Source organism: Brevundimonas sp. (assembly GCF_050729455.1).
Classification (GTDB): domain Bacteria; phylum Pseudomonadota; class Alphaproteobacteria; order Caulobacterales; family Caulobacteraceae; genus Brevundimonas.
Genome location: NZ_JBOHLI010000009.1, coordinates 12914 through 25727 on the forward strand (window position 1 = coordinate 12914; position 12814 = coordinate 25727).

Here is a 12814-nt window from a genome sequence, read left to right on the forward strand (position 1 = left end):
CTAAAGTTTCGGGGGCTCAGCCCCCGAACGCCGCCTGCAAGCGATCCAGCTGGCTCTGCACCGGATTGACGGGCTGCTCCTCGCTGCCTTCCACATACATCCGCTGGTCCAGATGCAGGACGCGGTCGTACAGCTTCTCGGCGCGCACGGCGTATTCGATCAGGGCGATGGGCAGCTCGCGGTGGCTGGGTTCGCTCTCGATCTTGCGGTCGGCCAGCCGATAGCGCGGCTCGCAGGCCGCAGCGGCGCTCATGTCGTCCTCGCGCACGGCCCGCTGCACCAGCAGCCAGGACGCGATCTGCATCAGCCGCGTGGTCAGCTTCATGCTCTCGCCAGCGTAGGCCAGGGCCGCGGCGCGCGACAGCAGACGCGAATCCTGGCGTCCGTCGCCGTCCAGATAGGCGGCGGTCTCCTCGACCAGCTCCATCCCCTCGCGGAAGGTGCGCTCGAACAGTTCCGAGCGCGCGAAATCCAGCACCTCAGCGCTGCGCGAACGCAATCCGACCATGTCAGCGTCGATGGCAGTCAACTCGATTCTACCCATGAAACGTCACGCGCGTCCGTCAAAAACTCGCGGGTCGAAAGGACGCCGCACGGACCGGAACTGCAATCGTCATGCCACGGATTACGAAATCGCGGGAGAGGCTTCTCAGCGGAAATTGAACAGGGCGTCGGCGGCGCTGCGCTTGGAGGACTTGCCGTCGATGGCGGCTTTCGACCGAGCGATCTCGGCTTCCAGCGCGGCGATCCGCTCATGCAGTTCGTCCACGGCGTAGAGGTCCAGGTCCTCGCGCCCCAGCGCCCTCAGCGCCTCGCCGCCTTGGGGTCTGGGCTCCAGATCTTCGAACGTCATCACCGCCTCCGTGGCCAGAAACCACACGAACCCGTATGAAAACGCCCCAATGACGACGATTGCAAGCGGCGGAGGCATCATGCGGGTCATCGAGATCGAAGGCGGCAAGGGCCCGGCCGAGGCCCTACGGCTCGCCGAACGGCCCATGCCGACGCCCGCGCCAGGCGAAATCCGCATCCGCCTGCGCGCCGCCGGGGTCAATCGGCCCGACATCGTTCAGCGCCTGGGCCTCTATCCGGCCCCGCCCGGCGCCTCCGACATTCTGGGGCTGGAGGTCGCCGGCGAGGTAGACGCGCTGGGCGACGGCGTGACCCGCTGGAATCTGGGCGACCGGGTCTGCGCCCTGCTAGGCGGCGGCGGCTATGCCGACTACGCTGTGGTGGACGCTCGGCACGCCCTGCCCGTCCCCGCCGGCCTCGACTTCGTTCAGGCCGCGGCCCTGCCCGAGACCGCCTTTACCGTCTTCGCCAACGTCTTCGAGGGCGGCGGGCTGAAGGCGGGCGAGACCCTGCTGATCCACGGCGCCACCAGCGGCATCGGCGTCATGGCCATCCAGATGGCCAAGGCGGCGGGCGCCCGCGTCATCGCCACCTCGCGCGGCGCGGCCAAGGCCAAGGCGGCCTACGAGCTCGGCGCCGATGTCAGCCTGGACGCCGTGACCACGGACCTGGCCGTCGCCATCAAGGCCGAGGGCGGCGCCGACGTGGTGCTGGACATGGTGGGCGCGGCCTATGCCGAGCTGAATCTGAACGCGCTTAAACCCGGCGGCCGCTGGGTGGTCATCGCCACATTGACCGGCGCCCTGGCCCAGATCGACCTGATGCGGATCATGCTGAAACGGATCGTGCTGACCGGCTCGACCCTGCGCAGCCGCTCAGGTGACGAGAAGGCGCGTCTGGCCGCCGCCGTCGAACAAACCGTTTGGCCCTGGGTCGCCGACGGCGCCGTGCGTGCGCGGGTCGAGGCGACCTTTTCCCTGGACCAGGCCGCCGCCGCGCATCAGCGGCTTGAGGCTGGCGACCACGTCGGCAAGATCGTCCTGACGCTCTGAGCGCCCCAAAGAAAAACGGGAGGCCGAAGCCTCCCGTTTCATACGCTTACCAGTTGCCGCCGCGGCGGGCCGGCCGCAACGAAGAAATCCGGTCGTTCAGGCCATTGGAACGCAGGTCGCGGACATCGCCACTGATGATCTGGCAGTTGCCGCGGAAATAGGCGTCGGTGCAGACTTCCCAGTCGCCGCGGCCCAGACGCAGGGAGCTGATGACGTCGTTCAGACCGCTGTTGCGCAGGTTCGAGACCTCCTGACGGAAGGTCATCGACTGGCCGCGATAGTTGGCGTCGCGATAGACGGTGATGGAGGCGTTGCCCCAGCCGCCGCCGCCGCCGCCGCCGCCGCCGCCGGGGCGTCCGTCCTCATAGTCGCCGCGATGGCTGCCGCAGACCAGAAGGCCGTTGTCGTTGCCGATGTCGCTGCTGGAGCAGCGAGCCAGTTCGATCGACGTCTCGCGCACCTGATTCCGCGTGTTGCGGCAATCGGCATACAGGCGCCCCTGGTTGACGTAGGAACCTGTGCAGGACTGGGCGTAGCTGCCGCGCGGCGCGCCGCGCACCTGGGCCTGAGCTTCGGCCGGCCCCGAGGGGACGGCGACGAAGCCTGCGGCGGCCACGACGGCTCCTGCCGCCATACTCACGAACTGTCTCATGAACTGTCCTCCTGTGAATCTCCTGGCGCACAACGCACCACAAGCGAGACTGTTCAACATTCTGCATGAACCTTTGCTGTACGCCACATTCGGACAGCGTTTTCTTTTGTCGCGAATGCGCCTATACAGAAGGCCTCAGCGCCCGGCCGAAAGGTCGGGCGCCGTCGATTCAAACGCCCGATTTTCGGGCCGCAAACGCCGGGACGCACGCCCCATGACCGACATCCTGATGCCCAAGGCCACCGCGGTCTGGCTGGTGGACAACACCTCGCTCTCGTTCGAGCAGATCGCCGCCTTCTGCGGCCTGCACCCGCTGGAAGTGCGCGGCATCGCCGACGGCGACGTGGCCCGCGACATCCGCGGCGTGGACCCGGTCACCGGCGGCCAACTGACCCGCGAAGAGCTGGAAAAGGCCCAGGACAACCCCGACTACCGCATGAAGGCCGTGGTCAGCCGCCACGCCGAACTGCTGAAGCCGACCAAGACCGGACCGAAGTACACGCCCGTTTCGCGGCGCCAGGACCGCCCGGACGCCATCGCCTGGTTCGTGCGCAACCACCCGGAAGTGACCGACGCCCAGATCGCCAAGCTGCTGGGCACGACCAAGTCCACCATCGAAAGCGTGCGCAACCGCACCCACTGGAACTCGGCCAACATCAAGCCGGTCGATCCCGTGACCCTGGGCCTGGTCGGCCAGCTGCAGCTTGACGAAATCGTCAAGAAGGCCGCCGACAAGAAGGCCAAGGACGACATCAAGACCGGCGGCGCCGCCCTGCAATCCATCGAAGCCGAACCGGAAGAGCCGGAGTTCGTCCCGGAAGAGCGGGTGCGCCCCGGCGCCGAGCCGACCGCCGAGTCGGTCTTCGGCAAGAACGACTGATCGTTCTGCTCTGAAACAGGAAACGGCCCCGAAGATCGCTCTTCGGGGCCGTTCTCGTTTTGGGAGGGGCGTTTTCGGGAGGTCCGCCCTATTGGGCTCCGGCCTCCAGACTAGTGATTTCTTCCTTGAGCCTGAGCTTTCTCTGCTTGAGTTCCCTGAGGTGTGTCGGGTCCGCGGTGGGGCGGCGCGCCTCCTGCTGGATCGTCTCATCCAGCGACCGGTGCCGATTTCCCAGTTCGCGAATACGAGCCTCGATGGTCATGGCTTGCGCCTCCATGTCTAAGGGACCACTACACTGAGCGCCCGGAACGACGGCCTGTGGAATCACATTGCAGTGACCCTCCGTCGCTCCGAACACGGAGACTGTGGAAGTCAAAATGGCCGATGATGTGAACTCGACCATACGGAACCCGAAGCCGTCGCGGTTGGTCGTTGGAATCTCTGGCGCTTCCGGCGCGATCTATGGCGCGCGGGTGCTGGACGCCCTGCGCGAACTGGGCGTGGAGAGCCATCTGGTGGTCACGAAAGCCGCCCTGCTCACATTGTCGCAGGAGACGGAACTGAGCCCCGACGATCTGATGTCGAAGGCGGACGTGACCTACAAACTGGCCGACGTCGGCGCCGCTATCGCCTCGGGCTCGTTCCGCACGCTCGGCATGATCGTCGCCCCTTGCTCGGTGCGGACCATGAGCGAGATCGCCACCGGCGTGACCTCGACCCTGCTGACCCGCGCCGCCGACGTGGTGCTGAAGGAGCGCCGCCCGCTGGTGCTGATGGTGCGCGAGACGCCGCTGCATCTCGGCCATCTGCGCACCATGACGGCGCTGGCCGAGATGGGCGCGACCATCGCCCCGCCCCTGCCCGCCTTCTACGCCAAACCGACCAGCATCAACGAGATGGTGGACCAGTCGGTCGGCCGGGCCCTGGACCTGTTCGGCCTGGACTGGTCCGCCGTGCGCCGCTGGGAAGGCCTGAACGCCGGCCCCCAGGCATGAGCGATCTGTGGACCTGGGCCGTCACGGCCTATGAGGCCCCAGGCGTGGCCGAGGCCTGCCTGAGCCTGCAGGATCACAACGAGCAGAACGTGCCCCTGCTGCTCTGGGCCGCCTGGGTCGCCGTCACCGGCCGCCGCCCGGACGAGGAAACCCTGGAAGCCGCCTGCGATGCGGCCCGCGCCTATGATACCGTGATCGTGGCCCAGTTACGCGCCGTCCGCCGCACCCTGAAGGCGCCCATCCCCGACATCGACGACGACCACCGCGAAGCCCTGCGCCAGCAGGTCAAGGCGCTGGAACTGGACGCCGAGCGCCGCCTGATGCTGGAGCTTGAAGAACTGGCGCCGGCCCCGTCGGGCGCCCCGCGCCGCGCCATCGACGGCCTGGCCGAGACGGCGAAGCTGTGGGCTCGCGTCGTGCCGCGCCCGGCGCTGACCACACTGGCCGAACGCCTTCCCGCCTGACCGCCGGTCGGCTATAAGCAGGGACGTCCGGGGCGAGCCATGAACGACGACCAACCTTTCCTGTCCGATGAAGACCAGCAGCTTCGGGCCGAGCTGAAATCGCTTCAGCAGGAACACGCCGACCTGGACGCCTCGATCGAGGCGCTGAACCTCATGCCAGCCAAGGATCAACTGCTGATCGCACGCCTCAAGCGCAAGAAACTGGCCCTGCGCGATGACATCGTGAAGGTCGAAGACCGCATCCTGCCCGACATCATCGCCTAGCTGTCGACTGGCGCCTGCAGGGTCCAGCTTGAAAGCAGGTCCGGGTCGCGAACGATCTCGCCGGTAGATCTCAACCGATATTCGCCGGGCCGAGCCGCCTCGAAGGCGCCGAGTTCAGGCGGAAGCCAGTAGCTTTCGCCCATCCGATTGCCCGACAGGTCGAGCTCGATGCCGTTCACGGGATCAACGGACACGATCAGGCCATGCACCTGCTCCTGGCGAAGGAACTCTCCGCCCGCGTCTACATAGGTCAGCCCCACGACAACCACGGCCCCGATCCATTCGCGTTCAGCCGTCGCCCAATCCATCAGCGCGCCTTCTTCCTCAGCCACATGGCGGCGTCGGCTTCCGACAGCCAGGCCTCGGGATCGGTCTGGCCCGCATAGGCGCGAACGCCGAACGAGCCGCCCAGCGCCACGGTCGAGCCCTCCCAGACGAAGCCCTCGGTTTCCAGCGACGCAGCCAGGCGCCTGGCCTTTTCACGCCCCTCGTCCGCGCCCGCGTTCATCAGCAACAGGGCGAACTCGTCGCCGCCCAGGCGCCCGACCGCATCGGATCCGCGCACATTGGCCAGCAACAGGTCCGCGACGGCCATCAGGGCGGCGTCGCCCGCGGCATGCCCCAGACCGTCGTTGACGCCCTTGAACCCGTCCATGTCCAGATAGAGCAGCGCCGCCTCGACCTCGTGACGGCGGCAATAGGCCATGCTGCGGTTCAGCACTGTCATGAAGCCGCGCCGGTTCAGCGCCGGCGTCAGAACGTCATGGTCCGCCAAGGCCTCGGCCGTCTCGGCGCGGATGGTCAGGGCGGCGACTTCGGCGCGCAGCCGTTCGATCTCGGCGTGCAGATCGGTCTCTGCAGTCGGTTCGGCCACGTCGGTCAAGTCAGGCTCCGGTGTCGCGAATCGCGGACGACTCAGGCCCTCGCGACGCAGATGATTCTAACGACCTTGGTTGCGGGCGCAACGCGCGTGCTGTAACGGGCCGCTTTCCGTGTGGGGAGCCTTTGCGCATGACCGCCTCGACGCCACCTGTCGCCATCATCATGGGCAGCCGTTCCGACTGGCCGACCATGAAGCTGGCCGCCGAACGCCTGGATCAACTGGGCGTCGCCTGGGAAGCCAAGGTCGTCAGCGCCCACCGCACGCCGCAACGCCTCTATGACTTCGCCACGACCGCCAAGGCCAAGGGCCACAAGGTCATCATCGCCGGCGCCGGCGGCGCGGCCCACCTGCCCGGCATGGCCGCCTCGATGACCGACCTGCCCGTTCTGGGCGTGCCGGTCCAGTCCAAGGCCTTGAAGGGCATGGACAGCCTGCTCTCCATCGTCCAGATGCCCGGCGGCGTGCCGGTCGCTACCCTGGCCATCGGCGAGGCGGGCGCCGCCAACGCCGGCATCCTGGCCGCGCAGATCCTGGCCCTGTCGGACCCCGCCCTGGCCGAACGCCTCAGCGCCTTCCGCGCCGCCCAGACCGATTCCGTCGCCGAAACCGTCGAGGACTGACTTGCCCAACCTGCCCCTGCCCCCCGGATCGACCCTCGGCATTCTCGGCGGGGGCCAGTTGGGCCGGATGCTGAGCCAGGCCGCCTCGCGCCTGGGCTTCGACGTGGTGATCCTCGATCCCCAGCCGGACTGCCCGGCCGCCCGGGTTTCGCGCGCCCAGATCACCGCCCCTTACAACGATCCCGACGCGCTTCAGGCGCTGGGCCGGCTGTGCAACGTCGTCACCTTCGAGTTCGAGAACGTCCCGGCCTCTTCGGTCGAGACTCTGGCCGAGGCCGGCGCCCTGGTTGCGCCGGGCCCGACGGCGCTTGCCGTCGCCCAGGACCGGGTGGACGAGAAGACCTATCTAAACGCCGTCGGCGCGGTAACCGCCGACTTCGCGCCCGTCACGACCCTGGACGACCTGACCAACGCCATTGGCAAGCTTGGCCTGCCCGCCGTGCTGAAAACCCGCCGCGAAGGCTATGACGGCAAGGGCCAGGTCTGGATCCGCGACGCCGCCGACGCCGAGGCCGCCTTCGACGCCATCGGCCGCCGCCCCGCCGTTCTGGAAGCCGCCGCTGTCTTTAAGCGCGAACTGTCGGTGATCGCCGCGCGCGGCCGCGACGGCGCCGTCGCCGTCTATCCTCTGGGCGAGAACATCCACGCCAACGGCGTGCTGAAGACCACCCTGGCCCCCGCCGCCGTCGATGCGAAGACGCAAGGACGCGCCCATGAGATCGCCGCCGCCGTCCTCGACGGCCTCGACTACGTCGGGGTCATGGGCATCGAACTGTTCGACATGGGCGACGGAGTCCTGCTGGTGAACGAGGTCGCCCCGCGCGTCCACAACACCGGCCACTGGACCCAGGACGGCTGCGTCTGCGACCAGTTCGAGCAGCACATCCGCGCCATCGTCGGCTGGCCTCTGGGCCCCACCGAAGCCCACGCGCGCATCGAAATGACCAATCTGCTGGGCGACGAGGTCGATCAGTGGCGCGCCCTGGCCGCCGAGCCCAACGCCCGCCTGCACCTCTACGGCAAGCACGAGGCCCGCGCCGGTCGCAAGATGGCGCACGTGAACCGCATCCTCTGAACTCCCTCCCCGACATCCCTCTCCCGATGGGAGAGGGCTTGAGCCTCCGAGAGCGAAGCGATTGGCAAGGCGAAAGGGTGAGGGGCGGCGCTCAGCCGTGAAGACGCCGCGCGTGCATCCTTACGGCTTCGAGTAACCGCTCTGGCGCTTCATAGACCTGGTCATTGGTCACGCGGATCACAGTCCAACCCAACGCCTCAAGCGCCTGCTGCCGCTCAAGGTCGCGCGCCGCGACCTCATCCAGCCGATGCACGCCGCCATCAACCTCGATGATCAGGCGTAGTGGATCGCAGGCGAAGTCCGCAAAATACGGTCCCACAGGATGCTGACGGCGGAACTTGTACCCGTCGATCCTTCCCCCGCGCACGGCCGACCAGACACATTCCTCGGCGCGTCCGGAAGCTTGGCGCAACACACGCGCACGGTGGGCTCGTGGGGATGTCATGGTTCGAGTGTGCGGGCCACGAGACACAACGGCAAGCCGCGAACCCTCACCCTTTCGCGCAAGAACGATCGCTTCGCTCTCGTGCGCTCAAGCCCTCTCCCATCGGGAGAGGGAACTACGTTTCCTTCGCCCCATAGCGCAGCCGCCCCAAGGCGTCCGTGACGGCCTTCATCGGCGCGTCGAAGTCCTTTCCCGCCTTCCACTTCTCGAAGGCCATGACGTTCTCGATGCGGCGGGCGACGAAGGCCTCGGCGGCTTCGCGTCCCTCGAACCAGCGCATGGTCAGGGCGGGGATCAGGATGCCGCCCAGGATGGCGCGCTTGGAATAGTGGTTCTGGTCCGTCGCCGTGTCTCCGGCCCAGCGCCACAGATGGTCGGCGCTCTCCCAGGCCAGCTTGAAGCCCAGGTCCACATTGGTCGGCAGGGTCAGGAATCCGGCGCAGCGTTTGGCCGCCTCGATGTCCTGCGCCCCCGCCTCCATCCGCGCTGAGACGGCGGCGGCGATTCGTTCGCGAATCTTCATCGTAGCGGCGGGCGTGGCCTCCAGCGCCTTCAAGGCCCGCGAATCGTGACGCCGCGACAGCAAGACGGCCAGGTCGCGCGCCCCATTCGGCAACAGCAGCTCCTCGTCGCCCAGAGACAGGCCGTTCGCCTCGCAGGCCGCGCGGACCAGTCGGCTGTTCCAGCCCAGCGCTGGCGCGCGCTCTATGGCGGCGTCCAGCACGGCCTGCTCCATACGAGAGGCCCAGTCGTCCTTGGGGGCGGATTTGGGAGCGGCGTCGGCGGTATCGGTCATATCCCCAGAATAGTCCGCTCCTCCGGGCTTTTCGACCCATCACGATTGCCTGTGTCGATCTGGACAGGCCCCCGCGCGTCGTGTATCAGCGCGCCTTCATCCGAGAGCCCAGTCTTTCGGGAGAGGTTTTTATTTTGTCTGCCCGTCTCCCTTCGAAAGGACGCGGCGGGCGGCCAAAGGAGAGATAACCCTGGTTCAGATTTTCGTCCGCGACAACAATGTCGATCAGGCGCTCAAGGCCCTGAAGAAGAAGATGCAACGCGAAGGCAGCTTCCGTGAAATGAAGCGCCACGTGCACTTCGAAAAGCCGTCGGAAAAGCGCGCCCGTCAAAAGGCTGAAGCTGTCCGCCGCGCCCGCAAGCTGGCTCGCAAGCGCGCCCAGCGCGAAGGCCTGCTGCCGGCTCCGAAGCCCCGCACGCCGGGCGGCCGTTAATACGGCCCCAGCTTCGGCTGAAAGATCAAGGCCCGCCCCGGGAAACCGGAGCGGGCCTTTTCTTTGTCTGATCGGCCAAGCGTGCGGCCTAGAAAACGCCGACGGCGGCGTCGGCCCAGATGATCAGAACGGCAAGCAGCAGAACAGCCCCGATGGCCAGTCGCCATGCCAGGCTCCGCGTCGCTCTGGCGGCCAGCTCAAACAGAATCCCTGCTCCAACCAGCAGGACGCCCGCAAAGGCGAAGTCAGCGCCGTCCCAGGCGACCTCGCGGGTGAACTGCATGGCGATGAGCGGCGTCAGCAGAAGCACCGCAATAAGGCTCCACAGACCCAGCCGCCAGAACCGGCTTAGGCGCTCGCCCCCCTTCTTCGTCGTACTCGTCATCCTCCGCCTCCATGCATGAAAGACGGCCTCAGTATGACTGAAGACCGGGCGCTCTCGTGTGGAGGTTTCAAGGATTTTCGGCGCGCTCCCGAGGACCGCAACGGGGCCAGGAGCGCCGAGGTATCGGGACCTACGCCCGCACAGCCCGGCTGGCGTCAACGCCCAGGGCGGTCAGAGCCGTCGCCGCGATGTGGTCGGCGTCGAGGCCGGCCTGGGCGTACATGATCTCGGGCTTGTCCTGGTCCTGGAAGACGTCGGGCAGGGTCAGGGTGCGGATCTTGAGGCCGCCGTCCAGCGCGCCCTTCTCGGCCAGAAGCTGCAGCACGAAGGCGCCAAAGCCGCCCATGGCGCCCTCTTCCACCGTGATCAGGCATTCATGCTCGCGCGCCAGACGCAGGATCATGTCGGCGTCCAGCGGCTTGGCGAAGCGGGCGTCGGCGACGGTGGCCGAGACGCCGCGCGCGGCCAGCATGTCGGCGGCCTTGAGCGATTCCTGCAGGCGGGTGCCCAGCGACAGGATGGCGACGGACGTGCCTTCGCGGACGATGCGGCCCTTGCCGATCTCCAGCGGGGCGGCCAGTTCGGGGATTTCCACGCCGACGCCGTCGCCGCGCGGATAGCGGAAGGCGCTGGGGCGGTCGTCGATGGCCAGCGAGGTCGAGATCATGGCGGCCAGTTCGGCCTCGTCGGCGGCGGCCATAAGCACCATGCCGGGCAGAGCCCCCATGAAGCCGATGTCGAAGCTGCCCGCGTGGGTCGCGCCGTCGGCGCCGACCAGCCCGGCGCGGTCCATGGCGAAGCGCACCGGCAGGGACTGGATGGCCACGTCGTGGACAACTTGGTCATAGCCGCGCTGCAGGAAGGTCGAGTAGATGGCGCAGACCGGCTTGATGCCGTCCGCCGCCAGACCGGCCGCGAAGGTGACGGCGTGCTGCTCGGCGATGCCGACGTCGAAGGTGCGGTCGGGGAAGGCCTGACCGAACAGGTCCAGACCCGTGCCAGTCGGCATGGCGGCGGTGATGGCCACGATCGAGGGGTCGATGCGGGCGTGCTTGATCAGCTCGGTGCCGAAGACCTTGGTGTAGCTGGGGGCGTTGGAAACGGCCTTGGCCTGCTTGCCCGAGACCACGTCGAACTTGACCACGCCGTGATACTTGTCGGCGCTGTCCTCGGCCGGAGCGTAGCCCTTGCCCTTTTGCGTCACGACGTGGACCAGCACCGGTCGGTCGGTGATGGCGGCCGCGTTCTTAAGAATCGGGACCAGGTTCTCCATGTCGTGACCGTCGATCGGACCGATGTAGTAGAAGCCCAGCTCCTCGAAGAAGGTGCCGCCCACGATCATGCCGCGGGCGTATTCCTCAGCCTTGCGCGCCGCGTCGCGGAAGGGGCGCGGCATGTGGTCGACGAACTTCTTCCCGACCTTGCGGATGTTCTGATAGGCGCCGCCCGAGACCTGCTTGGCCAGATAGGCGCTCATGCCGCCGACGGGCGGGGCGATCGACATGTCGTTGTCGTTCAGCACCACCATCAGCTGGCCGTGGGTGGCCTCGGCGGCGTTGTTCATCGCCTCATAGGCCATGCCCGCCGACATGGAGCCGTCGCCGATGACGGCCACGACGCGGTTCTTCTCGCCCTTGGCGTCGCGGGCGGCGGCGAAGCCGAGCGCGGCGCTGATCGAGGTCGAGGCGTGGGCCGCGCCGAAGGGGTCGTATTCGCTCTCCGAGCGCTTGGTGAAGCCCGACAGACCGCCGCCCTGACGCAGGGTGCGGATGCGGTCGCGCCGCCCGGTCAGGATCTTGTGCGGGTAGCACTGATGGCCGACGTCCCAGATCAGGATGTCCTTGGGCGTCTCGAACACATGGTGCAGGGCGACGGTCAGCTCGACCACGCCGAGCGCCGAGCCCAGGTGGCCGCCGGTGACGGAGACAGCGTCGATGGTCTCGGTCCGCACGTCGTCGGCCAACTGCTTCAGCCGCGCGATGTCGAACCCGCGCATGTCGGCGGGAACGGTGACGGTGTCGAGAATGGGGGTGTCGGGCATGGAGATCGGGGGCCTTTGACGCAGGACGTCATTCAGTAACCCGCGGGAGGCGGGCGCGTTTCCTATCAGGACCGGCGTTTGAGCACAAAGTCCACGCTGGCCTTGAGGATTTCGCCCTCATGGCCGAACAGGTCAAGGTGCGAGCGGGCCTGATCGGCCAGGTGCGCGACCCTCTGTCGCGCCGCCTCGACGCCCAGCAGGGTGACGAAATTGGTCTTGCCGAGGGCGGCGTCCTTGCCGCCGGCGGCCTTGCCCATCTCCTCGGCCGAGCCTTCCGCGTCCAGAACATCGTCGATGATCTGATAGGCCAGACCCACGTCGTGGGCGAAGCTGGTCAGGGCGTGCCAGGCGGCGTCGTCGGCGCGCGAGATGATCAGCGGGATCTCGAAGGCGTAGGCGAACAGGGCGCCGGTCTTCAGGCGCTGCATCCGGGCCACTCCGCCCAGGTCGTCGCGGACGCCCAGCAGGTCGATCATCTGGCCGCCGGCCATGCCGCGCGCGCCGGACGCAAAGGACAGGCGCCGGGCCAGCTCGCAGCGGATCGCCGCGTCGTCGTGGGTGTCCTCGTCCAGAATGATGTCGAAGGCGGCGGTCTGCAGCGCGTCACCCGCCAGAATCGCGGTCGCCTCATCGTAGGCGATGTGCAGGGTCGGCCGGCCGCGCCGCACGTCGTCGTCGTCCATCGCCGGCAGGTCGTCATGCACCAGCGAATAGGCGTGGACGCATTCCAGGGCGCAGGCGGCGCGCAGGACGGCGCGCTCGTCGACCTCCAGCATCCGGCCCGCTTCGATGGCGAAGAAGGGGCGCAGGCGCTTGCCCGGGCCGAGCGCGGCATAGCGCATGGCCTCGGTCAGTCGGGATTCCGGGCCGTCGGCGCGGGGCAGCAGCTCGTCGAGCGCAACGGTGACCAGATCAGCGATCTCGGCCACCCGGTCGATGACGGCCTGTTCCGGGGAATTGGCGGCGAGCATGGTCAG

At 67.7% G+C, this 12814-nt stretch carries 19 protein-coding genes; 8 read left to right on the forward strand and 11 right to left on the reverse strand.

Annotated elements, in window-relative coordinates:
• Positions 1-16: 16 nt before the first annotated feature.
• Both ACREEF_RS03855 and ACREEF_RS03860 read right to left on the reverse strand, forming a co-directional pair.
• Positions 17-508, reverse strand: coding sequence for a DUF1465 family protein (locus tag ACREEF_RS03855; protein ID WP_431564339.1), 492 nt, complete (start codon positions 506-508; stop codon positions 17-19).
• A 141-nt stretch (positions 509-649) separates the two neighbouring features.
• Positions 650-853, reverse strand: a complete 204-nt coding sequence (locus tag ACREEF_RS03860; protein ID WP_114818774.1) for a DUF1192 domain-containing protein — start codon at positions 851-853, stop codon at positions 650-652.
• A 79-nt stretch (positions 854-932) separates the two neighbouring features.
• On the opposite strand from ACREEF_RS03860, the gene ACREEF_RS03865 reads away from it, so the two are divergent.
• The gene (locus tag ACREEF_RS03865; RefSeq protein WP_431564340.1) at positions 933-1904 is read left to right on the forward strand and encodes an NAD(P)H-quinone oxidoreductase; all 972 of its coding nucleotides are present in this window, start codon (positions 933-935) and stop codon (positions 1902-1904) included.
• Positions 1905-1950: 46 nt separating this feature from the next.
• Here the strand turns inward: ACREEF_RS03865 and ACREEF_RS03870 are convergent, their stop codons facing one another.
• Entirely contained in the window at positions 1951-2556 is a 606-nt protein-coding gene (locus tag ACREEF_RS03870; protein WP_431564291.1) for a beta/gamma crystallin-related protein, read from the reverse strand.
• Between the two features lie 214 nt (positions 2557-2770).
• On the opposite strand from ACREEF_RS03870, the gene ACREEF_RS03875 reads away from it, so the two are divergent.
• Positions 2771-3436 carry a DUF1013 domain-containing protein gene (locus tag ACREEF_RS03875; RefSeq protein WP_431564292.1) on the forward strand — a complete coding sequence of 222 codons (666 nt, stop codon included), beginning with the start codon at positions 2771-2773 and terminating at the stop codon, positions 3434-3436.
• Positions 3437-3524: 88 nt separating this feature from the next.
• Here the strand turns inward: ACREEF_RS03875 and ACREEF_RS03880 are convergent, their stop codons facing one another.
• The gene (locus ACREEF_RS03880; protein WP_431564293.1) at positions 3525-3698 is read right to left on the reverse strand and encodes a YdcH family protein; all 174 of its coding nucleotides are present in this window, start codon (positions 3696-3698) and stop codon (positions 3525-3527) included.
• Positions 3699-3813: 115 nt separating this feature from the next.
• Between ACREEF_RS03880 and ACREEF_RS03885 the strand changes: the two genes are divergently transcribed.
• The 3 genes from ACREEF_RS03885 to ACREEF_RS03895 are packed head-to-tail and all read left to right on the forward strand — an operon-like array spanning position 3814 to position 5159.
• Positions 3814-4431: a UbiX family flavin prenyltransferase gene (locus ACREEF_RS03885; protein WP_431564294.1), complete on the forward strand. Its 618-nt coding sequence runs from the start codon at positions 3814-3816 to the stop codon at positions 4429-4431.
• The gene (locus ACREEF_RS03890) at positions 4428-4895 is read left to right on the forward strand and encodes a TIGR02444 family protein (protein WP_431564295.1); all 468 of its coding nucleotides are present in this window, start codon (positions 4428-4430) and stop codon (positions 4893-4895) included. Before ACREEF_RS03885 ends, ACREEF_RS03890 begins: the two co-directional genes overlap by 4 nt.
• 39 nt (positions 4896-4934) lie before the next feature.
• Positions 4935-5159, forward strand: a complete 225-nt coding sequence (locus ACREEF_RS03895) for a YdcH family protein (RefSeq protein ID WP_431564296.1) — start codon at positions 4935-4937, stop codon at positions 5157-5159.
• Here ACREEF_RS03895 and ACREEF_RS03900 read toward each other — a convergent pair.
• Positions 5156-5467, reverse strand: coding sequence for a hypothetical protein (locus ACREEF_RS03900; protein ID WP_431564297.1), 312 nt, complete (start codon positions 5465-5467; stop codon positions 5156-5158). The genes ACREEF_RS03895 and ACREEF_RS03900 overlap by 4 nt on opposite strands.
• Positions 5467-6033: a GGDEF domain-containing protein gene (locus ACREEF_RS03905; RefSeq protein WP_431564341.1), complete on the reverse strand. Its 567-nt coding sequence runs from the start codon at positions 6031-6033 to the stop codon at positions 5467-5469. The genes ACREEF_RS03900 and ACREEF_RS03905 overlap by 1 nt, the downstream gene beginning before the upstream one ends.
• A gap of 137 nt (positions 6034-6170) precedes the next feature.
• Here ACREEF_RS03905 and purE point away from each other — a divergent pair, with 137 nt between their 5' ends.
• Together purE and ACREEF_RS03915 are read left to right on the forward strand one after the other, a co-directional pair.
• On the forward strand, positions 6171-6662 hold the full coding sequence (gene purE / locus ACREEF_RS03910) for a 5-(carboxyamino)imidazole ribonucleotide mutase (RefSeq protein ID WP_431564298.1): 492 nt from the start codon (positions 6171-6173) through the stop codon (positions 6660-6662).
• Position 6663: 1 nt separating this feature from the next.
• On the forward strand, positions 6664-7737 hold the full coding sequence (locus ACREEF_RS03915; protein WP_431564299.1) for a 5-(carboxyamino)imidazole ribonucleotide synthase: 1074 nt from the start codon (positions 6664-6666) through the stop codon (positions 7735-7737).
• A 91-nt stretch (positions 7738-7828) separates the two neighbouring features.
• Here ACREEF_RS03915 and ACREEF_RS03920 read toward each other — a convergent pair whose 3' ends face one another.
• Together ACREEF_RS03920 and ACREEF_RS03925 are read right to left on the reverse strand one after the other, a co-directional pair.
• Entirely contained in the window at positions 7829-8182 is a 354-nt protein-coding gene (locus tag ACREEF_RS03920; protein ID WP_431564300.1) for an endonuclease domain-containing protein, read from the reverse strand.
• Between the two features lie 115 nt (positions 8183-8297).
• Positions 8298-8978: a COQ9 family protein gene (locus ACREEF_RS03925; protein ID WP_431564301.1), complete on the reverse strand. Its 681-nt coding sequence runs from the start codon at positions 8976-8978 to the stop codon at positions 8298-8300.
• A gap of 190 nt (positions 8979-9168) precedes the next feature.
• Between ACREEF_RS03925 and rpsU the strand changes: the two genes are divergently transcribed.
• Entirely contained in the window at positions 9169-9411 is a 243-nt protein-coding gene (rpsU, locus tag ACREEF_RS03930) for a 30S ribosomal protein S21 (RefSeq protein ID WP_105562988.1), read from the forward strand.
• Between the two features lie 88 nt (positions 9412-9499).
• Here rpsU and ACREEF_RS03935 read toward each other — a convergent pair whose 3' ends face one another.
• From ACREEF_RS03935 to ACREEF_RS03945, 3 genes are all read right to left on the reverse strand, one after another.
• Positions 9500-9796: a hypothetical protein gene (locus ACREEF_RS03935; protein ID WP_431564302.1), complete on the reverse strand. Its 297-nt coding sequence runs from the start codon at positions 9794-9796 to the stop codon at positions 9500-9502.
• A gap of 130 nt (positions 9797-9926) precedes the next feature.
• Positions 9927-11837, reverse strand: coding sequence for a 1-deoxy-D-xylulose-5-phosphate synthase (gene dxs, locus ACREEF_RS03940; protein ID WP_431564303.1), 1911 nt, complete (start codon positions 11835-11837; stop codon positions 9927-9929).
• Between the two features lie 65 nt (positions 11838-11902).
• A complete protein-coding gene (locus tag ACREEF_RS03945; RefSeq protein ID WP_431564304.1) occupies positions 11903-12808 on the reverse strand; it encodes a polyprenyl synthetase family protein in 906 nt (301 codons plus the stop codon).
• Positions 12809-12814: the final 6 nt, after the last annotated feature.